The sequence below is a fragment of the Streptomyces lusitanus genome (assembly GCF_042647945.1).
Classification (GTDB): Bacteria; Actinomycetota; Actinomycetes; order Streptomycetales; family Streptomycetaceae; genus Streptomyces; species Streptomyces pseudogriseolus.
In genome coordinates this window covers 463997-488073 of the sequence record NZ_JBHRWL010000011.1, presented here as the reverse complement: position 1 = coordinate 488073, position 24077 = coordinate 463997, and the positions used below count along the sequence as shown (strand labels likewise).

Here is a 24077-nt window from a genome sequence, read left to right as displayed (position 1 = left end):
GGGTCGTGCCGTACCGACCCTCCGCCGGTGAGGCAAACCTAACCTTACCTGCGCCCTCGAAGGGCACAAAAGGGGGGGTGGGGCGTGATCCCGTGTGAGACACGCCCCACCCCCGACGACCGCCGGGCGGACCGGCCGGTCACTGGTCCCGGTACATCTCCGCGACCAGGAAGGCCAGGTCGAGCGACTGGCTGCGGTTCAGCCGCGGGTCGCACGCCGTCTCGTACCGCTGGTGCAGATCGTCGACGAAGATCTCGTCGCCGCCGCCCACGCACTCGGTGACGTCGTCGCCCGTGAGCTCCACGTGGATGCCGCCCGGGTGGGTGCCCAGCTCCTTGTGGACCTCGAAGAAGCCCTTCACCTCGTCGAGCACGTCGTCGAAGCGGCGGGTCTTGTGCCCGGAGGCGGCCTCGAAGGTGTTGCCGTGCATCGGGTCCGTCACCCACGCCACGGTCGCGCCCGACGCGGTGACCTTCTCCACCAGCTCGGGGAGCCTGTCACGGATCTTGTCCGCGCCCATCCGGACGATGAACGTCAGCCGGCCGGGCTCCCGGTCCGGGTCGAGACGGTCGATGTACTGGAGCGCCTCCTCGGCCGTCGTGGTCGGGCCGAGCTTGATGCCGATCGGGTTGCGGATCCGCGAGGCGAACTCGATGTGCGCGTGGTCCATCTGCCGGGTGCGCTCACCGATCCACACCATGTGCGCCGACACGTCGTACAGCTGCCCGGTCCGGGAGTCCACGCGGGTGAGCGCCGACTCGTAGTCCAGCAGCAGCGCCTCGTGCGACGAGAAGAACTCGACGGTCTTGAACTCCTCCGGCTCCGCGCCGCAGGCCCGCATGAAGTTCAGCGCCTGGTCGATCTCCCGCGCCAGCTGCTCGTAGCGCTGGCCGGACGGCGACGACTTCACGAAGTCCTGGTTCCAGGCGTGCACCTGCCGCAGGTCGGCGTAGCCGCCGGTGGTGAAGGCGCGCACCAGGTTCAGCGTGGACGCCGACGCGTGGTACATCCGCTTCAGCCGCTCGGGGTCCGGGACCCGGGCCTCCTCGGTGAACTCGAAGCCGTTCACCGAGTCGCCCCGGTACGTCGGCAGCGTCACGCCGTCCCGGGTCTCGGTCGGCTTGGAGCGCGGCTTGGAGTACTGCCCGGCGATCCGCCCGACCTTCACCACGGGCACGGAGGCCGCGTAGGTGAGGACGGCGCCCATCTGGAGCAGGGTCTTGAGCTTCGCCCGGATGTGCTCGGCGGACACCGCGTCGAACGACTCGGCGCAGTCGCCGCCCTGGAGGAGGAACGCCTCGCCTCGGGCGACCGCCGCCATACGGGCGCGCAGCTGGTCGCACTCGCCGGCGAACACCAGCGGGGGATACGACTCGAGGTCCGCGATCACATCGCGCAGAGCCTCGGCATCCGGGTACTCGGGCTGCTGCGCCGCGGGCAGGTTTCGCCATGTCGCCTGGGCGGCGACGCTCAGAGAATCAGCGTTCACGGTCACGAGCTCCACACTACGCGGTCGCTCCGGGTGCCTTTCGCCTCGCTCAACCACTGAGACGGCCGCGTCCGGCATCGTGTACCGTGCCTGCCATGTTCGCGCACTCGACCCGCACCTGGTGGTGGACCGCTCATCCGGCGGCCCACTGACTGCGCGTACGCACCGACTTCGCGAAGGCCGCCCGAGGGGCGGCCTTCGGTGTTTCCGGGGCCGTTCCTCACCGCTCACGACAGCGACGAAACGAGGAACACCCATGGACCTGGCACGGCTCCCCCACGACGACCGCCCCTTCGCCCTGCTGCGCCGCCGCACCCCCGGCCACGACCACGACGTCGTGGAGCTGCTGACCGGCCCGGTCAGCGCGCGTGAACGCCTGGCGGACCTGCCGGACGAGGGCCTGGCGCTGGTGCCCTTCCGGCAGATCCGCGAGCGTGGCTTCGACGTGCGCGACGACGGCGCCCCGCTGCTGGTGCTGACCCCCGAGGAGCGGTACGAGTTCCCGCTCGCCGACGCCCTGGCGGCCCTGCCCGCGCACGACGTGCGGGTCGAGGGCGGCGGCTTCGACGTCGGCGACGAGGAGTACGCGCGGATCGTCGGCCGGGTCCTCGACGAGGAGATCGGCCGCGGCGAGGGCGCCAACTTCGTGATCCGCAGAACGTACGAGGGCACGGTGCCCGGGTTCGGGCGGGCCGACGCGCTGGCGCTGTTCCGGCGGCTGCTGGAGGGCGAGCGGGGCGCGTACTGGACGTTCGTCGTCCACACCGGGGACCGGACGCTCGTCGGCGCGAGCCCCGAGGTGCACGTGCGGGCGTCGGGCGGGACGGTCGTGATGAACCCCATCAGCGGCACCTACCGCTACCCGGCCGAGGGCCCGACCCCCGAGCACCTGCTCCGCTTCCTCGCCGACGGCAAGGAGATCGAGGAGCTGTCGATGGTCGTCGACGAGGAGCTCAAGATGATGTGCACGGTCGGCGACCGGGGCGGGGTGGTGATCGGGCCCCGGCTGAAGGAGATGGCGCACCTCGCGCACACCGAGTACGAGCTGCGCGGCCGGTCGTCGCTGGACGTGCGCGAAGTGCTGCGGGAGACCATGTTCGCGGCGACCGTCACCGGATCGCCGGTGCAGAACGCCTGCCGGGTGATCGAACGGCACGAGGCCGGCGGGCGCGGCTACTACGGGGGCGCGCTGGCCCTGCTCGGCCGCGACGAGGGCGGCGCCCGGACGCTGGACTCCCCCATCCTGATCCGCACCGCCGACATCGACGCGGCCGGGCGGCTGCGGGTGCCGGTCGGCGCCACGCTGGTGCGCGGCTCGGACCCGGCCGGCGAGGTGGCGGAGACCCACGCCAAGGCGGCCGGTGTGCTGTCCGCGCTGGGTGTGCGCCCGGGACGGCCGCGCGGTGAGGCGGTGCGGGCGAACCTGGCGGACGATCCGCGGGTGCGGGCCGCGCTGGACGGGCGGCGGGCCTCGCTGGCGCCGTTCTGGCTGCGGATGCAGGAGCGGTCGGAGGAGCTCACCGGGCACGCCCTGGTCGTCGACGGGGAGGACACCTTCACCGCGATGCTCGCCCATGTGCTGCGGGCGGCCGGTCACGAGGTCACCGTGCGCCGCTACGACGAGCCCGGGCTGCGGGAGGCGGTACTGACGCACGAGGGCCCGCTGGTGCTGGGCCCCGGCCCCGGCGACCCCTCGGACACGGCCGACCCGAAGATGCGGTTCCTGCGGGAGCTGACCGCCGAGGTGCTCGCCGGCGGCCGGCACGGCGTGCTCGGCGTCTGCCTCGGACACGAGCTGATCGCGGCCGAGCTGGGCCTGGACATCGTCCGCAAGGAGGTGCCGTACCAGGGGGCGCAGACGGAGATCGACCTGTTCGGGCGGCCGGAGACGGTCGGCTTCTACAACAGCTTCGTGGCGCACTGCGACGAGGAGACCGCGCGGGAGCTGGCCGCCCACGGCGTCGAGGTGAGCCGCGCCGCGAACGGCGAGGTGCACGCGCTGCGGGGGCCGGGGTTCGCCGGCGTGCAGTTCCATCCCGAGTCGGTGCTCAGCCTGAACGGCGCGGGCGTGGTGCGGGAGCTGATGGGTCAGCTGCGCGGTACCAGCACGTTCCCCGAGCGGCGGCCGGCGATGTAGTCGAGGACGTTGTCCAGCGTCGTGGAGACGATCTGCGTGACCGCGTCCGCGGTGTAGTACGCCTGGTGGGACGTGACCAGGACGTTGGGGAAGGTGACGAGGCGGGCCAGGGTGTCGTCGTCGACGGCCTCCAGGGACTTGTCGAGGAAGAAGAGGCCCGCCTCCGCCTCGTACACGTCCAGGCCGACGCCGGTGAAGCGGCCGGCGCGCAGTTCGTCGACGAGCGCGGCGGTGTCGATGAGGCCGCCCCGGCTGGAGTTCACCAGGATCGCGTCGTCCCGCATGGTCTTCAGCGCGGTCGCGTCGATGAGGTGCCGGGTCTCCGGCAGCAGCGGGACGTGCAGGCTGACCAGGTCGGACTCGGCGAGCAGCTCCTCCTTGGGGACGTACGTCAGACCCAGCTCCCGGCAGGCCGGGTTCTCGGCGGCGTCCCAGCCGAGCAGCCGCATGCCGAAGCCGTGGGCGATACGGGCGAACGCCTCGCCGATCTTCCCGGTGCCGAGGATGCCGGCGGTGCGGCCGTGCAGGTCGCGGCCCATCAGCCCGTCGAGACGGAAGTCGAAGTCGCGGGTGCGGGTGGAGGCGCGGACGATGCGGCGGTTGACCGCCATGGCGAGGGTCCAGGCGAACTCGGCGACCGAGTACGGGGAGTAGGAGGAGACGCGGGCGACGGTGATGCCGAGGCGTTCGGCGACGTCGAGGTCGATGTTGTTGAAGCCGGTGGAGCGCTGGGCGACCAGCCGGGTGCCGCCGGCGGCGAGACCGGAGAGGACGTCGGCGCCGAGGTCGCAGTTGACGCTGGTGGAGATGATCTCGTGGCCGGCGGCGATGGGGGCGGTGTCCGTGTTCAGGAAGACGTCGAGGGTGCGGACGGGGTGGTGGGGGGCGAAGGCGCGCTCGACGAGGGGCTTCTCGTCTGCCTGCACGCCGAAGGCGAGGATCTCCACGGACCCCTCCGGGGGTTTGTGCCTGTTTGTTTCCCTGCGGGAAGCTTACGGGGCCGTCGGTGAGCTTGACGTGGGCCGAACGGCCCTCGGTGTCGGTGCGGGGCGGGGGGTGTTGCGCAGCCCGGCGCTTGCGGGGTGCCGCCGCGCCCACCCGTGCCGCCCCAGCGGCACGATTGCCCGCGGCTTGCGTCAGCCGAAGAAGACGCCCACTTCCTCGTAGAGGGATGGCGGGACCGTCTTCAGTTGGGCCGTCGCGTCCGCCATCGGGACGCGGACTATGTTCGTGCCCTGGAGGGCGACCATGGTGCCGAAGTCTCCGTCGCGGACGCAGTCGATGGCGTGGAGGCCGAAGCGGGTGGCCAGCCAGCGGTCGTACGCGCTGGGGGTGCCGCCGCGCTGGACGTGGCCCAGGACCGTGGTGCGGGCCTCCTTCCCCGTGCGCTTCTCGATCTCGAGGGCGAGCCGTTCACCGACCCCGGACAGCCGGACGTGTCCGAAGGCGTCCAGGGACTGGTCCTTGAGCACCAGGTCGCCGTCGCGCGGCACCGCGCCCTCCGCGACGACGACGATCGGCGCGTACGACGCGCGGAACCGTGAGGTCACCCACGCGCACACCTGGTCGACGTCGAAGGGGTGCTCGGGGATGAGGATGACGTTGGCGCCGCCGGCCAGGCCCGAGTGGAGGGCGATCCAGCCGGAGTGGCGGCCCATCACCTCGACGACCAGGACCCGCATGTGGGACTCGGCGGTGGTGTGCAGCCGGTCGATGGCCTCGGTGGCGATGCCGACGGCGGTGTCGAAGCCGAAGGTGTAGTCGGTGGCGGACAGGTCGTTGTCGATGGTCTTCGGCACGCCCACGCAGGGGACGCCGTACTCCTCGGTGAGGCGGGTGGCGACGCCGAGGGTGTCCTCGCCCCCGATGGTGATGAGCGCGTCCACGCCGAGCGCGGCGAGGTTGTCCGTGATCCTGCGGATGCCGTCCCGCTCGTTGAGCGGGTTGGTCCGCGAGGAGCCGAGGACGGTGCCGCCGCGGGGCAGGATGCCGCGCACCGCGGGGATGTCGAGGGGGACGGTGACGCCGTCGAGAGGACCGCGCCAGCCGTCCCGGAACCCGGTGAACTCGTAGCCGTACTCCTGTACGCCCTTGCGGACGACGGCCCGGATGACGGCGTTGAGCCCGGGGCAGTCGCCGCCTCCGGTCAGTACTCCGACCCGCATGGAAGTGTCCCTTCGCCATGGTCGACGGAATGCCGTTCGTTCCCACCTGGCACGGTAAGGGTGACCGGGGTCACATCGACATGGCCGGGACGGTAAATACCGGGATCCGTCCGGGTGTTGGGACGGCTGTCCGGCCGGCTACTCGTCGTCGAGACCGCGCTCGATGGCGTACCGGACGAGTTCCACGCGGTTGTGGAGCTGGAGTTTGCCGAGGGTGTTCTGGACGTGGTTCTGCACGGTGCGGTGCGAGATGACGAGGCGTTCGGCGATCTGCTTGTAGCTCAGGCCCTTGGCGACCAGGCGCAGCACCTCCGTCTCGCGCTCGGTGAGCCGGGGCGCCTTGTGCTCCTCACCGCCGCCGGCTGCGGGCGCGGCCGGTTCGGAGGCGAGGCGGCGGTACTCGCCGAGGACCAGTCCGGCGAGGCCGGGGGTGAACACCGGGTCGCCGTCGGCTGTGCGGCGCACGGCGTCCCGCAGTTCCTCGGTGGACGCGGACTTCAGCAGATAGCCGGTGGCGCCGGACTTCACGGCCTCCAGCACGTCGGCGTGCTCGCCGCTGGCCGAGAGCACCAGGACCCGCACGGTGGGGTCGGCGGCGACGACCTCCTTGCACACCTGCACGCCCGGCTTGGCGGGCAGGTTGAGGTCGAGGACGAGGACGTCGGGCGCGGCGGCCTTGGCGCGGCGCACCGCCTGTTCGCCGTCGCCTGCCGTGGCGACGACCTCGAATCCGGACTCGGAGAGGTCGCGCGCGACGGCGTCCCGCCACATCGGGTGGTCGTCGACCACCATCACCCTGATCGGCGTCGTCCCGTTCATCGCTGTTCCGCCTTCCCCCGCGGGTCGTTCGTCCGCTGCCGGTCCTTCGGCACCCTGAGTTCGACCTCCGTGCCCTGGCCGGGCACCGAGATCACGTCGGCGCTGCCGCCGAGGTCGCGCAGCCTGCCCCGGATGGACAGGGCCACGCCGAGCCGCCCCTCCCCCTCGGCCTGGGCGAGCCGTCCCTCCGGGATGCCGGGGCCGTCGTCCCGGACGGTGACGATCACCTCGTCGGGCTCGTCCTCGACCAGGATCCAGGCGCGGGCCTGCTCCCCGGCGTGCCGGCGGACGTTGTCCAGGGCGGCGCCGACGGCGGCGGCCACCTCGCGCGCGGCCTGTGCGGCGAGGAGCACGGGCGCGCCGGGTTCGGCGAGGCTGACCCGGGACCCGGCGTGCGGGGCGAGCAGGGACCGCAGGTCCACGGGACCGCCGTCCCCGGGCCCGCCGTCCTCCGGCCCGTCCTCCTCCACGGTCCGTACGACGGCGCCCCGGGCGGCGTCCTCGGAGGCGCGGGAGACGGGCACGAGGCCGCCGGAGACCAGGGTGCGCAGCGCCACCTCCTGCTCGCCGGCCATCCGTCCCAGCTCGGCCGCCTCGCCGCCGATGACGGCGCCGCGCCGCTGCACCATCGCCAGCACCTGGAGCACGCCGTCGTGGATGTCCCGGGCGAGCCGCTCCCGTTCCCGGGTGGCGGCCTCGATCTCCAGGGCGCGGGCGAGGGTGAGCTCGGAGGCGCGGGCGACCTCGACGACGTAGCCGATGGCGATGGAGGCGACCCAGACGAGGACGACGTTGTGCACGGTGTCGCGGGCCGGGTTGCCGCGCTCGACCAGGTTGGCGACCGCGACCAGGGTGGAGGCGAGGGCCGCCCAGCGCCAGCCGCCCTTGATGGCGAAGGCGAGCACCGATCCGGCGGTCCAGATGGACGGCAGGGTGGGTCCGCCGTCGTGGACGCGCTCCGCGGCGTCGGCGACCGGGGTGAGCAGGATGCCGGTGAGCGCGACGGCGAGGTCGGCGGCGAGGAAGGGTTTCGTGCAGGCGGCGGCGCTCGCGACCTTGGGGAGGGTGGCGAGGGTCCAGGCGCCGAGGACGGTGAAGTAGGCGACGGCGAGCCAGGGACGGGTGAACTCGTCGTGGGCGGACGCGAACAGGCCGATCGCGTAGATCATGGTCAGCACGCGGTAGCCGGTGAGCGCGCGCCACAGCGGCTGCTCGACCGACATGCGCATGACTTTGTCGCGCCGCGCCATGTTCCCCCCACTCCCCCCGGTGCGTGCCGGGCCCGGCTACCGCTCGGACGGTCCCCCGGTCTCTTCGCGGTCCGTCTGCTCCAGGGCCGCCCTGAGCTTCTCCGCCTGCTCCTTGTCGGCCCGGGCGACGGCGGCCCGGTGGGCCTTCTCCGCCTCCCTCTCGGCCTTCTCCGCTTCCTTCTCCGCCTTGGCCGCCTCGGCGAGCTGCCGCTTCATGGCGGTGGCGTACATGTCGACGTACTCCTGGCCGGACAGCTTCATGATCTCGTACATGACCTCGTCCGTCACGGCGCGCAGGACGAAGCGGTCGTGCTCCATGCCCTGGTAGCGGGTGAAGTCGAGGGGCTTGCCGATCCGGATGCCCGGGCGCATCAGCTTGGGCATGACCTGGCCCGGGGGCTGGATCTTCTCCGTGTCGATCATGGCGACCGGCAGGACCGGCGCCCCGGTGGCCAGCGCCACGCGCGCCAGGCCGCCCGGCTTGCCGCGGTAGAGGCGGCCGTCGGGCGAGCGGGTGCCCTCGGGGTAGATCCCGAACAGCTCACCGCGCTCCAGGACCTCTATGCCGCTCTTGATCGCCGCCTCACCGGCGCCGCGCGCCCCGGAGCGGTCCACGGGAAGCTGGCCGACGCCCTTGAAGAAGGCCGCGGTCATCCTGCCCTTGACGCCCGGGGTGGTGAAGTACTCCGCCTTCGCGATGAAGGTGACCTTGCGGTCCAGCACCGCGGGGAGGAAGAACGAGTCCGAGAAGGACAGGTGGTTGCTGGCCAGAATGGCGGGACCCTCGGCGGGGACGTTCTCCAGGCCCTCCACCCAGGGCCGGAAGGCGAGCTTCAGCGGCCCTCCGATGGCGACCTTCATCGTGCCGTACAACAACCGGGTGCCTCCTGTGCGTGTTGGTCAGACCATATCCCGGAGCGGCGGCGAAGGCCCCGACGGCCCTGGTCGGTGTCAGTGCGGTCGCGTACGGTGAAGGTCCTGCAATCCGAGTGCCGGCTCCGCGCCGGCCGTGACGTCGAGCCGGACCGTCCACGAGTCCCAGGAACAGGAGGCCGAAGGTGCCGCTCCTGACCGGAGCCGAGCCGTTCCGCCACGAGGGCGGGGAGACCGCCGTTCTCCTCTGCCACGGCTTCACCGGTTCGCCCCAGTCCTTGCGCCCGTGGGCGGGTCATCTCGCCGAGCGCGGGCTGACCGTGTCGCTGCCGCTGCTGCCCGGGCACGGCACGCGCTGGCAGGACCTCGGGGTGACCGGCTGGCAGGACTGGTACGCGGAGGTGGACCGCGAGCTGCGGATGCTGCGGGACCGCTGCGCGCGGGTGTTCGTGGCCGGGCTGTCGATGGGCGGCGCGCTGGCGCTGCGGCTGGCGGCGCGCCACGGGGACGCGGTGAGCGGGGTGATGGTGGTCAACCCGGCGAACAAGGTGCACGGGGTGGCCGCGCACGCCCTGCCGGTGCTGCGTCATCTCGTCCCGGCGACCAAGGGCATCGCGAGCGACATCGCCAAGCCGGTGACCCGGGAGCTGGGGTACGACCGGGTGCCGCTGCACGCGGCGCACTCCCTGCGGAACTTCTTCCGGCTGGTCGACAGCGAGCTCCCGCAGGTCACGCAGCCGCTGCTGCTGATGCGCAGCCCGCAGGACCATGTGGTGCCGCCGGCGGACTCGGCGCGCATCCTCTCCCGGGTGTCGTCGGTGGACGTGACGGAGGTCCTGCTGGAACAGAGCTACCACGTGGCGACGTTGGACTACGACGCGGAGCTGATCTTCCGGGAGGGCGCCGCGTTCGTCGGCCGGCTCGCACCCGGCGCCGTCAGGGAGCCCGGTCTCGGCAACGAAGGGACGACCGCAGGTGGCTGAGCACGACTCGGACCGTGAGGGCCGCGAGCCGGATGAGCAGGGCGTCCCCTTCGACGAGGCCGCCGCGTGGCAGGCGATCGTCGCCGGGTACGGCGAGGAGCCGCCGGACCCGCCGGGCGCCAAGCCGTTCAAGTCGGTGGACGACCTGGCGCTGCTCGAGTCCGAGACGAACGACGAGGACGGCGCGGACGGCGCCGGGACCAAGGCGCCGCCGCGCAAGGCGGAGGAGGAGCCGCCGGCCAGGCCGCTGGGCGGCTCCGTGGCCTTCGCTCCGGGGGTCGGCCCGCGGGACTACAGCGTGGCCGAGCCGGCGGAGGAGGATCTCGACGAGAGCGACGAGGGCCACTTCGTGCCGCCGGAGCCGCCCCCGCTGCCGGAGGCGGACGTCACCTCCAAGTTCGCCTGGCTGGGGGTGCTGGGCGCCCCCGTGCTGCTCCTGCTGGCGATACTGCTGGGCTGGGAGATGACCTGGTGGCTGACCACCCTGTGCGTCGGCGGCTTCCTGGGCGGCGCGGTCACGCTGGTGATGCGGATGCGCACCGACGAGGAGGACGACGGCGACCCGGGCCGGGGCGCGGTGGTCTGAGAGCCGTCACCCGGCCGCCGGGACCTTGAGGGCGGCCAGGACGGGCAGGTGGTCGGTCGCCGCCCGCAGGTCCGCCTCCGTCACCCCGGGCTGGTCGTAGGGCACGCCGCAGCCGAGCACCTCGACGCCCTTGGTGACGAAGAGGGCGTCGATGCGCTTGGGCGGGTCGCTGCGCACCCAGGTGTGCTCGCCGCCCCACGGCGCGGCGGTGCGGCAGTCGGTCAGGGTGCCGGCCAGCCGCCGGAAGGTGCGCCCGGCCGGCTCGTCGTTGAGGTCCCCGCCCGCGACGACATGCTCCACGCCCGCCTTGGCCACCCGGTCCAGCAGCATCCCGCCCTGGTCGTACCGCTCGTGCCTCTCCAGTGAGAGGTGGCAGCTGAGCACGCCGAGCCGGGCGGCGCCGAACCGTACGACGGCGGTGGCGAAGCCGCGCCGGTGCTGCCCCGGGGTGAGCGGCAGCAGCACGTCCTCGGTGCGTTCGACGGTGGCGCGCAGGGAGCACAGCAGGGCGGGCCCGGCGGCGGTGGCCCCGCCGGAGAGGATCACCAGCCCGGAGTCGGAGGCGAGCCGGGCGAGCTTCTTGCGCCAGCGGAAGAACCGCGGCGCCTCCTGGAGCAGCACCAGATCGGGCGCGCAGGCGCCGATCACCCGGGCGAGGGCGCCGGTGTCGTCCTTCATGGAGCGGATGTTGTAGCTGAGCACCCGGACGACGGCCGACCCGTCGGCGTCGGTGCGGGACCCTGGCAGCAGCTCGGTCGTCGCCATGCGATCAAGATACGCCGCAGGGGCGGCTGGGAAACGGCGACGCCCGCCGTTCCCCCAGGGGGTCGGGCGGGCGCTGCCGGGTGCCGGGGACCGTCACATGATCGGGTCGGGCTCGCGGGCGAGGTCGGCCGCGCCGACGAGGCCCGCCTTGTTGCCGAGCTGGGCGCCGAGGACGTCGGCGACCGGCCGCCAGTTGCCGCCGACCAGCCAGCGGCGGTACGACTTGCGGATCGGGCCGAGGACCAGCTCGCCCTCGTCGGACAGGCCGCCGCCGACGATGAAGGCGGACGGGTCGAACAGGGAGGCCAGGTCGGCCAGGCCCGCGCCGACCCAGCGGGCCAGCTCGCGGTAGGAGTCGACGGCCACCCGGTCGCCCTGGCGGGCGGCCATGGAGACATGCTTGCCCTCGATGCCCTCCGGGGTGCCGTCGCCGAGCGAGAGCAGGGTCTGGGCCTGCTCCGGGGTGGCGTTGGCACGCTGCTTGGCGTAGCGGACGAGGGCGCGGCCGGAGGCGTACTGCTCCCAGCAGCCCTGCGAGCCGCAGCCGCACAGCAGACCGTCCGGCACCATGCGGATGTGGCCGAACTCGGCGGCCACGCCGAAGTGACCGCGGCGCAGCTTGTTGCCGATGATCACGCCGCCGCCGAGGCCGGTGCCGAGCGTGATGCAGATGACGTTGCGGTGGCCCTTGCCCGCGCCGAACTTGTACTCGCCCCAGGCCGCCGCGTTGGCGTCGTTCTCCACGACGACCGGGAGGCCCACGCGGGCCTCGACCTTCTCCTTGAGCGGCTCGTTGCGCCAGTGGATGTTGGGGGCGAAGTAGACCTCGGAGCGCTGGCGGTTGACGTATCCGGCCGCGCCGATGCCCACGCCGACGATGTCGTGCCCGGCGCGCGCTCCCTCCACCGCCGAGGCGATGGCGTCCACGATCTCCTCGGGCGTGCCCGGGGTCGGCACCTTGTGGGTCGAGAGGATGGTGCCTTCCTCGTCGACCACGCCGGCCGCGATCTTGGTGCCGCCGATGTCGACGCCGATGGTGAGTCCCATGAATCCCTCAGTTTCGGTCGAGCCCCGCTACGCCAACGGTACCCGAGGCGACGGGCTCGCCGTCCCTGTGTCCGCAGGCCGGGAAGCCGGACGCGGCCGAGGGGCCCCGAGGGGCCTCGGGGGCGCTCAGTCCAGGTCGATGCGCTCGCCGGGGCCGGTGCCGGGGTCGTCGCCGGGGTCGCGGCGCTCCCCGGGGTCGCGCGGCGGGGTGTCGCGCGCCGTCCAGCGGCGCTCCTGGTCCTGCACGGCGGAGCGGTAGGCGGCGAGAAGTTCGCTGCCGGCGGCGGCGAGGTGGTCGAAGACGTCCGGGTTGCGTTCGATGACGGGTTCGACGGCGGCCTTCGCCTGCTGCACGACCTGGCGGACGACCTGCTGGGCGGCGGGTCCCGCGACCGCGCCGAGCAGCGGCGCCTGGAGGTCGGACAGCCTGTCGGCGACCGCGTCGACGAGCTTCTTGAACTCCTCGGCGGCGGAGCCGGGGGGCGTGCCGTGGCGGGCGCGGCGGCGGGCCCGCTCGGCCTCGAGGTCCTCGGCGGCGGCGGTGGCCCAGGCGTCGGCGTGGACCTCGGAGGGTGGATCGGCGGGCGCCTCGGCGCGGTCCTTCCGGGCGTCGTCCGCCCGCGTGCCGAAGGTCTCGTCCCCGGCCTCGTTCCCGGTGTCGTCGGGCGGGGGGAGCTGTTCGCTCATGACGGACTCCTTGACTGCGGGTGGCCCCCTCGACGGTACCCGAACGGCCCTCGCGGCTTCACCGGGTGCGCGGCCAGAGCTCCGGATCGGGCCGGAACCGGACGCGCAGCTCGCCCTCGCGCAGGGCGGCGCCGTCGACGGTGCAGCGGCGCAGCGCGGAGGGCAGCGGGACGACACGGCGGAACGGTCCGGCGGTGACGGTCAGTTCGTCGCCGCGGCGGACGAGGTCGAGGGTGTCGCGGCGGGCGCCGGGCAGCGGGAGGTGCCAGACCAGGACGCCGTCCTCGGCGATCCGGTCGGCGACCGGCCACCGGACCGGGCCGGCGGCCTCGGGTGCGGCGGGCACGGCGAGGGCGGTGAGGTCGTCGGCGCCGCGGGGGTCGCGGCCGAGGTGGGCGACGGGATGCACGGTGTGCTCCTCGCGCCACTCGTCGAGCGTCTTGCGCTGCTGGGCGACGGGCCCGGCGAGCCAGCCAGCCGCCTCGCTCTCCGGCAGGACGCGGTTGGCGACGACCGCGTCCAGGCGCAGCCCGCGCAGGGCGACGCCGAGGGCGGCGGTGCGCAGGGCGTCGGCGCCGGCGGGCCCCGGCTCGGCGACCAGGCGTACGGCGGTGCCGCGGCCGGCGAGGAGGGCCTCGACGGCGGCGAGCTGGAGGTCGAGGCGGGCGGCCGTCTCGTAGATCCACTCCGCGGGCATGGGGACGCCCGCGAGCCGGCCGAGCACCGGGCGCAGCGCGCGGGCGGCCTGCCGCTCGGGCGGCAGCAGCCGGTTGAGGACGCGGCGCAGCTCCTCGGGCAGGGCGAGGAGGGCGAGCGCGCGCGGGGCGGCGGGGAGGTCGACGACGAGGAGGTCGTGGGCGTCCTCGGAGGCGGCGGCGTCCCGCAGGGCGCGCAGCACGGCGAGTTCCTCGGCGCCGGGCAGGGGGCCGGTCTCCTCGGGCACCAGGCGGGAGGCGCCGAGCAGGTCCAGCGCGCCGCCCGCGCGCTCCTGGAGCGCGGCGAGGTCGGCCCGGAACCCCGCGTCGGGATCGACGCGCCGCACGGTGAGCCCGGGCACGTCCGCGTCCCCGAGCACCGGGCCCAGGGTGTCCCCCGGATCGGTCCCGAGCAGCAGCGTGCGGGCGCCCTCGCGGGCGGCGGCGAACGCGGTGGCGGCCGCGACCGTGGTCCGGCCGCTGCCGCCGGGGCCGGTGATCAGGAGGGTACGCATGGAGGTGAACGCTACCGGCACCGACCGTCCCGGGGCTCCGCCCCGGACCCCGCTCCTCGAGCGCCGGAGGGGCCGACTTTCGGTCCTACTCGGTTCCCGACTCCACGCGCTTCTTCAGGCCCGCCAGCGCGCGGTCGATGATGACCTTCTCCGCCTTGCGCTTGATCATGCCGAGCATGGGGATCTTGACGTCGACGGTCAGCCGGTAGGTGACCTCGGTGGTGCCCGCGCCGGCGGGGGTGAGGACGTAGGAGCCGTCGAGGGAGCGGAGCATCTGGGACTTCACCAGCGTCCAGGACACCTCGTGCGGGCCGCTCCAGGTGTACGCGAGGGTCTGGTCGTCCTTGATCGCGCCCGCGTCCATGACCAGGCGCACCTGCTCGGCGCGGCCCTCGGCGTCGGTCCCGAGGACCTCCGCCTCCTTCACCTCTCCCGTCCACTCGGGGTAGCGGGCGAAGTCGGCGATCACCCCCATCACGTCGGCCGGTGCCGCCTCGATGGTGATGCTCGAGCTGGTGTGTTCCGCCATCGCCGTGGCTCCTCCAGATGCGGGCCGGTAGGTCGTCCTCGCCGTGCGTGGGCCTGAGCGCACGCGCGTGCAGCGGAAGGCTACCGCGCACCGCCCGCGCCGAGATCACCCGACCTGGGGCGTCCGCGCCCGGGGGCGCTTCAGAACTCCAGCGCCCAGGGCCGGCCGGTGCTCGCGAAGTGCCCCACGTTGACGCACTCGGTGGCGCCGATGCGCATGCGCCGCACCAGCGGCTGGTGCACGTGACCGAACAGGGAGTAGCGGGGACGGGTCCGGCGTATCGCGTCCAGCAGCGCCGTGCTGCCCCGCTCGAAGCGGCGGGCGACGGTGTCGTAGACCAGCTCCGGGACCTCCGGCGGGATGTGCGTGCACAGCACGTCGACCTCGCCGACGGCCTCGATCTTCGCCGCGTACTCCTCGTCGTCGATCTCGTACGGCGTGCGCATCGGGGTGCGCAGGCCGCCGCCGACGAACCCGAAGGTCCAGCCGCCGATCTCCACCCGCTGCCCGTCGAGCACGGTGGTGCCGGGCCCGGCGTACTCGCGCCACAGGGGCGGCACGTCGACGTTGCCGTAGGTGGCGTACGTCGGGGTGGGGAAGGCGGAGAACATCTCCGCGTACTGTTTCCGCACCGCCGTCTCGATCGCCGTGGCCCGGTCGACGCCGATGCCGGCCCACAGCCCGCGCTGGAAGTCGCGCGCCTCCTCGAAGCGGCGGGCGGTGCGCATCTCCACGATGCGGTGGGCGTTCTCCGTGCCGAACAGGTCGGGGAAGATGCCGCGCGAGTGGTCGGCGTAGTCGAGGAACAGCACCAGGTCACCGAGGCAGACCAGGGCGTCGGCGCCGTCCTTGGCGCGGGCGAGGTCGCGCGCGTTGCCGTGCACGTCGCTGACCACGTGAACGCGGGTGCCGTGGGTGCGCCGGCCGCCGCCGGGTGTGGATGCCATGGCGATCAAGCGTAATCGTGTGCGGCATACGTGAACAACGGCGGTCCTACCTGCGGTTACTGGCTCGCTGGTTCAGCGGTGGACTACTGTGCGCAATGAAACACCAACCTGTGTGACGCAGCGAACATCTGACAGGGCCCCCCTGTCGTGACGGGCATACCGGCGGGTAACGTCCGGGCAGTCCAGTCGTGCTCGGGATTTCAACCAGTGAATTCGCGAGCACCCGCCCGAGCCTTGGACCGCACCGTCGCATCGCACACCGTCGTGGCGCCGGCGCCCTAAGAGGAGCAGCAGTCTTGCGCGAGTTCAGCCTTCCGGCCCTGTACGAGGTCCCCGCGGACGGCAATCTGACCGACATCGTCCGCAGAAACGCCGCGCAGCATCCCGATGTCGCCGTCATGGCCCGCAAAATCGGCGGGACGTGGCAGGACGTGACGGCCGCCGCCTTCCTCGCGGAGGTGCGGGCCGCCGCCAAGGGCCTGATCGCCGCGGGCGTGCAGCCCGGCGACCGGGTCGGCCTGATGTCCCGCACCCGCTACGAGTGGACGCTGCTGGACTTCGCGATCTGGAGCGCCGGCGCGATCACCGTGCCGGTGTACGAGACCAGCTCGGCGGAGCAGGTGGCGTGGATCCTCGGCGACTCCGGCGCCACCGCCTGCCTCGTGGAGCTCGACGCGCACACGGCGACCGTGGAGTCCGTACGCGACCGGCTGCCCGCGCTGAAGCACGTGTGGCAGATCGAGGGCGGCGGCCTGGACGAGCTGGGCCGCCTCGGCGCGGACGTCGCGGACGCCACGGTCGAGGAGCGCAGCTCGGTCGCCAAGGCCGACGACCCGGCCACCATCGTCTACACCTCCGGCACCACCGGCCGCCCCAAGGGCTGCGTGCTCACCCACCGCAGCTTCTTCGCCGAGTGCGGCAACATCGTGGAGCGGCTGCGTCCGCTGTTCCGCACGGGCGAGTGCTCGGTGCTGCTGTTCCTGCCGCTCGCCCACGTCTTCGGACGGCTGGTGCAGATCGCGCCCATGATGGCGCCGATCAAGCTGGGCTGCGTGCCGGACATCAAGAACCTCACCGACGAGCTGGCCGCGTTCCGGCCGACCCTGATCCTCGGTGTGCCGCGGGTCTTCGAGAAGGTCTACAACTCGGCGCGCGCCAAGGCGCAGGCCGACGGCAAGGGCAAGATCTTCGACAAGGCGGCGGACGCCGCGATCGCCTGGAGCCGGGCGCTGGACGCCCCGTCGGGCCCGTCGTTCGGCCTGAAGGTCAAGCACAAGGTCTTCGACAAGCTCGTGTACAGCAAGCTGCGCGCGGTGCTGGGCGGGCGCGGCGAGTACGCCATCTCCGGCGGCGCCCCGCTCGGCGAGCGCCTGGGCCACTTCTTCCGCGGCATCGGCTTCAGCGTGCTGGAGGGCTACGGCCTGACCGAGTCCTGCGCGGCCACCGCCTTCAACCCGTGGGACCGCCAGAAGATCGGCACGGTCGGGCAGCCGCTGCCGGGGTCCGTGGTGCGGATAGCGGACGACGGAGAGGTGCTGCTGCACGGCGAGCACCTGTTCAAGGAGTACTGGAACAACCCCGGCGCGACCGCCGAGGCGCTGGCCGACGGCTGGTTCCACACCGGGGACATCGGCACCCTGGACGAGGACGGCTACCTGCGGATCACCGGCCGGAAGAAGGAGATCCTGGTGACGGCCGGCGGCAAGAACGTCGCCCCGGCGGTCATCGAGGACCGCATCCGGGCGCACGCGCTGGTCGCGGAGTGCATGGTGGTCGGCGACGGGCGGCCGTTCGTGGGCGCGCTGATCACGGTGGACGAGGAGTTCCTGGACCGCTGGTGCGCCGAGCACGGCAAGCCGGAGGGGTCGACGGCGGCGTCGCTGTCCGACGACCCGGATCTGCTGGCGGCGATCCAGGAGGCCGTGGACGACGGGAACGCGGCGGTGTCCAAGGCGGAGTCGGTGCGGAAGTTCCGGGTGCTGCCGGCGCAGTTCACGGAGGAGTCGGGGCATTTGACGCCTTCGCTGAAGCTGAAGCGGAATGTTGTGGCGAAGGATTACGCGCACGAGATCGAGGCGATCTACGCGAAGTAGCGCCTGCAGGGGTGGGCGGAACTCGCCGTTGGCGGGTGCGGGTGCGTGGGGGTTGGTCGCGCAGTTCCCCGCGCCCCTCAGGGGTGGTCGCGCCCGTCGGGCAAGTGCCGCGCCGTGGGGGCAGGTCGCGCAGTTCCCCGCGCCCCTGAGGGGTGGTTGCGCCCGTCGGGCATGTACCGCGCCGTGGGGGTTGGTCGCGCAGTTCCCCGCGCCCCTCAGGGGTGGTCGCGCCCGTCGGGCAAGTGCCGCGCCGTGGGGGCTGGTTGCGCAGCTCCCCGCGCCCCTGAGGGTTCCCCGCGCCTCGGGGGGTGTTACAGCAGGGTTTTCAGGCGTTCTGCCAGGAGGTCCCAGCGCCACTTCTGTTCGACCCACTCCCTGCCGCGCTCGCCCATGTTGTGGCGAAGGGCCGGGTCGGTCAGGAGGGTGGTGACGCGTTCCGCCGTCTCTTCGGCGGAGCCGCCTCGTACGACCCAGCCCGTCTCGCCGTCGAGGACCGCGTCCGGGGCGCCGCCGGAGTCGCCGGCGACGACGGGGAGGCCGGTCGCGGAGGCCTCCAGGTAGACGATGCCGAGGCCTTCCACGTCCAGGCCGCCGCGCCGGGTCCGGCAGGGCATCGCGAAGACGTCGCCGGCGCCGTAGTGGGCGGGCAGCTCGGACCAGGGGACGGAGCCGGTGAAGCGGACGGAGGCGGCGACGCCGGTGTCGGCGGCGAGGCGGCGCAGGTCCTTCTCGTAGGGGCCGCCGCCGACGATCAGCAGAACGGCGTCCGGCTCGGCGGCCAGGATCGCGGGCATCGCGCGGATCAGCGTGTCCTGTCCCTTGCGCGGCACCAGCCGGGAGACGCACACGACCACCGGCCGGTCGGTCAGCCCGAGCCGCGCCCGCACCTCGTCGCCGCCGGAGCCGGGGTGGAAGGTCTTCTCGTCGACGCCGGGCGGCAGTTGCACCATCCGGGAGGCCGCCTCGGGGGTCAGCGCGCCGGCGATGCGGGAGCGCGTGTACTCGCCGAGGTAGGTGATCGTGTCCGTGGACTCCCCGATGCGGCGCAGCAGCTGCCGTGCGGCGGGCAGCTGGGCCCAGCCGGCCTCGTGGCCGTGGGTGGTGGCCACGATCCGCTCGGCGCCCGCGCGGCGCAGCGCCGGCGCCATCAGGCCGAGCGGCGCGGCCGCCCCGAACCACACCGAGGTGCAGCCGTGCTCGCGCAGCAGCCGGACGGCCGTGCGGGTGGCCCCGGGGGTGGGCAGCAGCATCGTCGTACGGTCGCGTACGACGGTGAAGGGCTGCTCGGCGTCGAAGGCGGCGGTGGCCTCGACGCCCTCCCGGGTGCGCTTCCAGGTGGAGGCGTAGACGACGACGCGCTCGGGGTCCAGGCGCAGCGCCATGTTGTGCAGGAAGGCCTGGATGCCGCCGGGACGGGGCGGGAAGTCGTTGGTGACGATCAGGGTCTTGTGCATCGCCGCCGACCCTACCGAACGGTTGTCGTGCGTCCGCCACGGCGCTGCTCGGTGGCACGCGCGGCGGCTTCCGCGACATCATGGCCCCTCATGACCGCACACGGGACGGGCAGGCGACACGTGGAACCGACGGCCGCACGGGGGTCCCTGGCCGGACTGCTGGGAATCTGGGGCGTGACGCGCGCGGCGCTGCTGCTGTGCGTGCTGAAGGTGCTGGTCTTCCCGGGTCCGGACGTCACCAGCGACGTGTCGGTGATCTACCGGGGCTGGTACGACGTCCTCATCACCGGAACGTTTCCGCAGGACGACGTGACCTGGCAGTACCCGCCCGCCGCGGCCCTGGCGGTGCTCTCCCCCGCGGTGCTGCCGTTCCTGGAGTACGCGACCGCCTTCTTCGTGCTGGCGCTGGCGGCCGACGCGGTGACGCTGGCGCTGCTGCTGCGCGGGGCGCGCGGCGCGGGCCGGTCCCGGCGGGGTGCGTGGATGTGGGTGGCGGGCGTGCCGCTGCTCGGGCCGACGGTGTACGCCCGCTACGACGTGATGGTGACCGCGGTGGCGGTGGCCGGGCTGCTGGCGGCCGTCCGGCACCCCCGGCCGGCGGGCGCGCTGCTGGCGTTCGGGGCGCTGCTGAAGGTGTGGCCGGCGCTGCTGCTGCTCGCGGTGCGCAGGCGGGTCACCTGGGTGTCGGCGGCGGTGACGGGCGTGGCGGTGGCGGGGCTGTTCGCGGTGCTGATGCCGGGCGCGTTCGCGTTCCTGGGCTTCCAGCGGGACCGGGGCACGGAGGTCGAGTCGCTGGGGTCGCTGGTGTTCCACGTGGCCCGGCACCACGGCTGGGAGGGGAAGGTGCTGCTGAACTACGGCTCGGTGGAGTTCCTCGGCCCGTACGTGAGCTGGGTGAGCACGGGGGCGCTGTTCCTGACCGGGGCCGCGCTGGCCTGGCTGGTGCTGTGGCGGCTGATGGCGACCCGGTTCGCGCCGCACACCGCGGCGGACGCGGCGTTCACGGCGGTGCTGCTGTTCACGGTCACCAGCCGGGTGATCAGCCCGCAGTACATGGTGTGGCTGGTGGGGACCGCGGCGGTGTGCCTGTGCTTCCGGGAGAGCCGGATGGGACGTCCGGCGGCGCTGGTGCTGGTCGCGTGCCCGGTGACGACGCTGGAGTTCCCCGTGTGGTTCGGCCACGTGGTGGCGAGCGACGCCCTGGGCGTCACGCTGCTGGCGGTACGCAACGCCCTGCTGGTGACCGCGTCACTGCTGGCGGCCCGCACCCTGTGGTGCACCACGGTCCCGACCCGCCGCCGAATCCCGACAACCCCCGGCCCGTCCTGGGCCCAGCGCCCCACGGTCCCGTCCTGACCCCCTGAGGGGGGCGCCCCGAAGGGGCGCGGGGAACTGCGCGACCAACCCCCACCCCGCCGCACCGGCCGACGAACCACAGCCCACCACCCCCTACCGCCACATCTCCCCCCTCACCGCAACGCATCCCGCACAAAATCCCGCCACTGAAGTGTGAACTCCTCCGGCGTGACGCCCAACACCCCCCGCATCGCGTCCTCCACAGCCCCCTCCCGCCCCTCATGCGCGCCCACGGCGCGATAGAACGCACCGAGCCGCTCCTCCCCCCACCGATCCGCGATCATCCGGCACGCCAGCCAGCTGCCCTCGTACGCCCGCGCCAGCCCGTCCGCGTCGCCGGTGAAGCCGAAGTCGTCGTCCTCGGGCAACGCGTCGGGCACCTCGCCCCGCCCGACGGCCTGCGCCAGCTCCGGCGCGGCCTCGGCGGGATCGCGCCCCGCGCCGCGGTAGCCGGCCCAGTCGGCGTACCCCTCGGACAGCCACAGCGGGGTCGCGGCGGAGGTGTGCGCGCGGGTGGCGACGTGGGCGGTCTCGTGGGTGAGGACGACCTGCCGCCCGGAGTCGCCGAGCAGCCCGAAGGCGTCCGGGTTGACGATCACCCGGTCCGCGGGCGCCCGCGGTCCGCCGCCGGTCGCCCCGGTGGTGACGGCCGCGATGCCCCGGTAGGAGGACGGGGGCGAGCCGAGCAGCCCCGCCATGCCCTCCAGCGTCTCCGGGACCAGGACGACGACGCTGCGGGCCCACGCCGGGCCCCAGGCGTCGGTGACGGCGGGCACCGCGCGGTCGGCGAGCTCGGCGTAGTCGCGCAGGGCCCGCTCGGACTGTCCGACGCCGAGCACGAGGCTGCGCTCGCCGCGTACGGCCTGCGCGCGGCCCTGGTCCCACAGCTGCTGGCCGGACTTCTCGGCCGGGCGGTCGGACTCCACCGACCAGTGGCCGTCCCGGTCCCGGCTGAGACTCAGGGTGCGGGCGGTGACGACCGGGGAGCGGTCGTGGCCGTCGACGCGGTAGCTGAGGTCGGCGGCCGCGGTGGCGCGGTCGCCGGTGCGGTCCAGCTCGGTGAGGCGGTAGGACCAGGCGGCGAGGGGCACCGCGCGCAGGTTGTCGAAGCCGTCGCGGGTGCCCGTACGGGCATAGGCGGCGGCGTCCCGGGCGAGGACCGCCTCGGCGCGCCGGTCGAGCAGGGACTGCACCTCCGCGCGGGCGGCGTCCACGGCGGGGCCGCCGCCGCATCCCACGAGGGCGGCGAGCAGCAGGCACAACGCCGCCACCGCCGCCTGCGACACCCGCGTTCGACCGGCCACCTTTCCGAGGGTACGGGCGCGGGCCCGCGGGAGTCAGACCCTGGTGACCGAGGAGACCGGCATCATGCCGACCGGGTCGTAGCGCACGGGGGCGCCGGGGTAGGGCGCGTGGATCACCTGGCCGTTGCCCATGTACATCGCCACGTGGGAGGCGTCGGAGCGGTAGAGGACCAGGTCGCCGGGGCGGGCCTCGGACAGCGGGACCTGCCGGCCGGCGTACCGCTGGGCCTGCGAGGTGCGCGGCAGGGCGACCCCGGCCTGCGCGTACGCCCACTGGGTGAGCCCGGAGCAGTCGAAGCCGGCGGGGCCGTTGGCGCCCCACACGTAGGGCCTGCCCAGGGCGGAGCGGGCGGCGGCGACGGCGGCGGCCGCGCGCCCGGAGGCGGGGGCGCCGCCGGGGCCGAGCAGGTCGGTGCGGCCGGAGCGGGAGGCGCGGTCCCAGGCGGCCCGTTCGCCGGCCGGGAGGGAGGCGAGCAGCCGGCGCGCCTCGGTGAGCTTCTTCTCCACGGTCCGTTTGTGGGTGGCGGCGGCCTTGCGGCTGCGTTCGAGGGCGCCGAGCCGTTTCGCGGCCTCGGCGCGGTCCTGGGACAGCGAGCGCAGGGTGCCGCGGAGTCTCTTCAGCTCGGCGGTCTGGTGGACGCCGATCCGGTCGAGGACGGAGGCCTTCTGGAGGTAGTCCTCCGGGTCCTCGGAGAGCAGCAGGGCGAGGGCGGGCTCCAGGCCGCCGGAGCGGTACTGGGAGCCGGCGAGCGAACCCAGCGCCTCCCGCATGGTGTTGACCCGCTGCTGCTTGCGGGCGATGGCGTCCTGGGCGTCGGCGATCTCCCGGCGCAGGGCGTCGGCGCGCTCGTCGGCCGCGTTGTAGGCCTCGGTGGCCTTCTCCGCCTCGCGGTAGAGGCGGTCGACCTCGGCCCGGGTGTCCTCCTGGGGCGCGGCCGTGGCCGGTACCGCGCCGAGGGCGGTGGCGGCCGCGGAGAGCAGGCCCAGGGCGAGGGCGGTGCTCCGCTCGGGCCCTGAGGACGGTGCGGTACGGCGATGGGACCCCACGGGAAGTCGCGCTCCTTCCGCTGGCGGACAGGGAAACGCGGCAGACAGTAGCCGCCGAGGCCGTCGGCGGAGCCACGGCCAGGGCGGCACACACGGTGACGCCCCGCCGTTGACCTGGGTCAAGGCGGGGCGTGGAGGCGGAGCGGGACCGTCGGGAATCCCCCGAACGGGGGCACCCGGGGCGGTTTCCGGACAGGTCAGACGCGGACGCCGAACATGAACGGGCCGCCGATGGTGTTCATCGACTCGTAGCGCACGACGGTGCCGGTGCGCGGGGCGTGGATGATCTGGCCGTTGCCCGCGTAGAGGCCGACGTGGTGCAGGTCGTTGAAGAAGAACACCAGGTCGCCGACCTTGAGCTGGTCCACCGAGTAGATTTTGGTGCCGGCGCCGGTCTGGGCCTCGGAGGTGCGCGGGATGCCGACGCCGGCCTGCGCGTACGCCCAGGAGGTCAGGCCCGAGCAGTCGAAGGAGGACGGGCCGGTGGCGCCGTAGACGTACGGGGTGCCGAGCTTGCTCTGGGCGGCGGCGAAGGCGGCGGCGGCGCGGCCGGAGCCGGCCGGGACGTTGACCGAGAGGGCGTCGCGCTCGCTGGCGCGGGTGGCGCGGCTCTGCTCGTCGGCGAGCTGCGCCTTCTCCGCGGCGGTGAGGCTGTTGAGCAGCTTCTGCGCGGAGGCGAGCTTGCCCTGGACCTCCTTCTTCTTCTTGCCCAGTTCGGCCCGGGTGGAGGAGAGGTCCTTGAGCTTCTCGGCGGCCTCGGCGCGCTGCTGGGCCAGCTCGCGCTGCTTCTCCTGGATCTTCTTCAGCGAGTCGACCTGCTGGGCGCTCAACTGGTCCAGGGTGGAGGCCTTGTCGAGGTAGTCGTCCGGGTCGGCGGACAGGAAGAGCTGGACCGAGGGGTCGATGCCGCCGCTGCGGTACTGGGCGCTGGCCATCGAACCGAGGCCGTCGCGCAGGTCGTTGAGCTCCTGCTGACCCTTGGCGACGTTGTCCTGGATGGTGGAGATCTCCTTCTGGAGCTTCTCCTGCTTCTCCTTGGCCCCGTTGTACTTCTCGGTGGCCTGCTCCGCCTGCTCGTAGAGCTTGTCGACCTTGGCCTTGACCTCGTCCTTGCTCGGCTTCTCGCTGGGGGCCGCGTTGGCGGCCTGCGAGCTCATGACGACGGCAGCAGCGGCGGCCGTGGTGAGCACGGTCACGCGTGCGCGGCTCGGCTGCTTGGGACGACGGTGGGACGCCACGGAGACGAGCTCCTTCTCGAGAGTGATCGCGCGAGCGAGGGTTCGAAGGCTGACCCTAGTGATTCTCTTGTGATCAGTTCAAATCCCTGGGCACAAAA

The 24077-nt window shown here is 73.3% G+C and carries 22 protein-coding genes; 6 read left to right on the top strand and 16 right to left on the bottom strand.

From position 1 onward, the window contains the following. Window positions 1-139: 139 nt before the first annotated feature. A complete protein-coding gene (locus ACFOSY_RS20190) occupies window positions 140-1495 on the bottom strand; it encodes a class II 3-deoxy-7-phosphoheptulonate synthase (protein WP_006131251.1) in 1356 nt (451 codons plus the stop codon). On the opposite strand from ACFOSY_RS20190, the gene ACFOSY_RS20185 reads away from it, so the two are divergent. Both ACFOSY_RS20185 and ACFOSY_RS20180 read left to right on the top strand, forming a co-directional pair. Further along, the gene (locus ACFOSY_RS20185) at window positions 1450-1641 is read left to right on the top strand and encodes a trp operon leader peptide (protein ID WP_394308801.1); all 192 of its coding nucleotides are present in this window, start codon (window positions 1450-1452) and stop codon (window positions 1639-1641) included. The genes ACFOSY_RS20190 and ACFOSY_RS20185 overlap by 46 nt on opposite strands. Window positions 1642-1745: 104 nt before the next feature. Continuing rightward, window positions 1746-3626, top strand: coding sequence for an anthranilate synthase family protein (locus ACFOSY_RS20180; protein ID WP_394308798.1), 1881 nt, complete (start codon window positions 1746-1748; stop codon window positions 3624-3626). Here ACFOSY_RS20180 and ACFOSY_RS20175 read toward each other — a convergent pair. The 5 genes from ACFOSY_RS20175 to ACFOSY_RS20155 all read right to left on the bottom strand — a co-directional run bounded on the left by ACFOSY_RS20175 (window position 3578) and on the right by ACFOSY_RS20155 (window position 8721). After that, window positions 3578-4573: a 2-hydroxyacid dehydrogenase gene (locus ACFOSY_RS20175; protein ID WP_394308796.1), complete on the bottom strand. Its 996-nt coding sequence runs from the start codon at window positions 4571-4573 to the stop codon at window positions 3578-3580. The two genes, ACFOSY_RS20180 and ACFOSY_RS20175, sit on opposite strands and share 49 nt — an antisense overlap. A 189-nt stretch (window positions 4574-4762) precedes the next feature. Beyond that, window positions 4763-5791 (bottom strand): 6-phosphofructokinase, encoded by a 1029-nt coding sequence (locus ACFOSY_RS20170; protein ID WP_394308795.1) that lies wholly within the window; start codon window positions 5789-5791, stop codon window positions 4763-4765. A gap of 138 nt (window positions 5792-5929) precedes the next feature. Continuing rightward, window positions 5930-6610, bottom strand: coding sequence for a response regulator (locus ACFOSY_RS20165; RefSeq protein ID WP_394308793.1), 681 nt, complete (start codon window positions 6608-6610; stop codon window positions 5930-5932). Beyond that, entirely contained in the window at window positions 6607-7860 is a 1254-nt protein-coding gene (gene macS, locus ACFOSY_RS20160) for a MacS family sensor histidine kinase (protein WP_394308791.1), read from the bottom strand. Before macS ends, ACFOSY_RS20165 begins: the two co-directional genes overlap by 4 nt. A gap of 36 nt (window positions 7861-7896) precedes the next feature. Beyond that, the gene (locus ACFOSY_RS20155) at window positions 7897-8721 is read right to left on the bottom strand and encodes a lysophospholipid acyltransferase family protein (RefSeq protein WP_394308985.1); all 825 of its coding nucleotides are present in this window, start codon (window positions 8719-8721) and stop codon (window positions 7897-7899) included. A gap of 197 nt (window positions 8722-8918) precedes the next feature. On the opposite strand from ACFOSY_RS20155, the gene ACFOSY_RS20150 reads away from it, so the two are divergent. Both ACFOSY_RS20150 and ACFOSY_RS20145 read left to right on the top strand, forming a co-directional pair. Beyond that, on the top strand, window positions 8919-9716 hold the full coding sequence (locus ACFOSY_RS20150) for an alpha/beta hydrolase (protein ID WP_394308789.1): 798 nt from the start codon (window positions 8919-8921) through the stop codon (window positions 9714-9716). Then, window positions 9709-10302 carry a hypothetical protein gene (locus tag ACFOSY_RS20145; protein WP_394308787.1) on the top strand — a complete coding sequence of 198 codons (594 nt, stop codon included), beginning with the start codon at window positions 9709-9711 and terminating at the stop codon, window positions 10300-10302. Before ACFOSY_RS20150 ends, ACFOSY_RS20145 begins: the two co-directional genes overlap by 8 nt. Before the next feature lie 6 nt (window positions 10303-10308). On the opposite strand, the gene ACFOSY_RS20140 is transcribed toward ACFOSY_RS20145, so the two are convergent. From ACFOSY_RS20140 to ACFOSY_RS20115, 6 genes are all read right to left on the bottom strand, one after another. After that, window positions 10309-11067, bottom strand: a complete 759-nt coding sequence (locus ACFOSY_RS20140; RefSeq protein WP_394308785.1) for an endonuclease/exonuclease/phosphatase family protein — start codon at window positions 11065-11067, stop codon at window positions 10309-10311. 93 nt (window positions 11068-11160) lie between these two features. Continuing rightward, window positions 11161-12114 carry an ROK family glucokinase gene (locus ACFOSY_RS20135; RefSeq protein ID WP_225652961.1) on the bottom strand — a complete coding sequence of 318 codons (954 nt, stop codon included), beginning with the start codon at window positions 12112-12114 and terminating at the stop codon, window positions 11161-11163. A 126-nt stretch (window positions 12115-12240) separates the two neighbouring features. Next, complete coding sequence (locus ACFOSY_RS20130) at window positions 12241-12801, bottom strand: DUF5304 domain-containing protein (RefSeq protein WP_394308782.1); 561 nt, start codon at window positions 12799-12801, stop codon at window positions 12241-12243. Between the two features lie 58 nt (window positions 12802-12859). Continuing rightward, window positions 12860-14011: an ArsA family ATPase gene (locus tag ACFOSY_RS20125; RefSeq protein WP_394308780.1), complete on the bottom strand. Its 1152-nt coding sequence runs from the start codon at window positions 14009-14011 to the stop codon at window positions 12860-12862. 85 nt (window positions 14012-14096) lie between these two features. Further along, window positions 14097-14540 (bottom strand): SRPBCC family protein, encoded by a 444-nt coding sequence (locus ACFOSY_RS20120; RefSeq protein ID WP_394308778.1) that lies wholly within the window; start codon window positions 14538-14540, stop codon window positions 14097-14099. Between the two features lie 140 nt (window positions 14541-14680). After that, complete coding sequence (locus ACFOSY_RS20115; RefSeq protein WP_394308776.1) at window positions 14681-15487, bottom strand: metallophosphoesterase family protein; 807 nt, start codon at window positions 15485-15487, stop codon at window positions 14681-14683. 296 nt (window positions 15488-15783) lie between these two features. Here ACFOSY_RS20115 and ACFOSY_RS20110 point away from each other — a divergent pair, with 296 nt between their 5' ends. After that, window positions 15784-17580, top strand: a complete 1797-nt coding sequence (locus ACFOSY_RS20110) for an AMP-dependent synthetase/ligase (protein ID WP_394308773.1) — start codon at window positions 15784-15786, stop codon at window positions 17578-17580. 311 nt (window positions 17581-17891) lie between these two features. On the opposite strand, the gene ACFOSY_RS20105 is transcribed toward ACFOSY_RS20110, so the two are convergent. Continuing rightward, window positions 17892-19034, bottom strand: coding sequence for a glycosyltransferase family 4 protein (locus ACFOSY_RS20105; protein ID WP_394308771.1), 1143 nt, complete (start codon window positions 19032-19034; stop codon window positions 17892-17894). 120 nt (window positions 19035-19154) lie between these two features. On the opposite strand from ACFOSY_RS20105, the gene ACFOSY_RS20100 reads away from it, so the two are divergent. Further along, window positions 19155-20390, top strand: coding sequence for a glycosyltransferase 87 family protein (locus ACFOSY_RS20100; RefSeq protein ID WP_394308983.1), 1236 nt, complete (start codon window positions 19155-19157; stop codon window positions 20388-20390). A 113-nt stretch (window positions 20391-20503) separates the two neighbouring features. Here the strand turns inward: ACFOSY_RS20100 and ACFOSY_RS20095 are convergent, their stop codons facing one another. The 3 genes from ACFOSY_RS20095 to ACFOSY_RS20085 form a co-directional block, all read right to left on the bottom strand. Beyond that, window positions 20504-21694, bottom strand: a complete 1191-nt coding sequence (locus ACFOSY_RS20095; protein ID WP_394308770.1) for a hypothetical protein — start codon at window positions 21692-21694, stop codon at window positions 20504-20506. Between the two features lie 33 nt (window positions 21695-21727). After that, on the bottom strand, window positions 21728-22741 hold the full coding sequence (locus ACFOSY_RS20090) for a C40 family peptidase (RefSeq protein ID WP_394308768.1): 1014 nt from the start codon (window positions 22739-22741) through the stop codon (window positions 21728-21730). A 197-nt stretch (window positions 22742-22938) separates the two neighbouring features. Next, window positions 22939-23979, bottom strand: coding sequence for a C40 family peptidase (locus ACFOSY_RS20085; protein WP_394308766.1), 1041 nt, complete (start codon window positions 23977-23979; stop codon window positions 22939-22941). Between the last annotated feature and the right edge of the window lie 98 nt (window positions 23980-24077).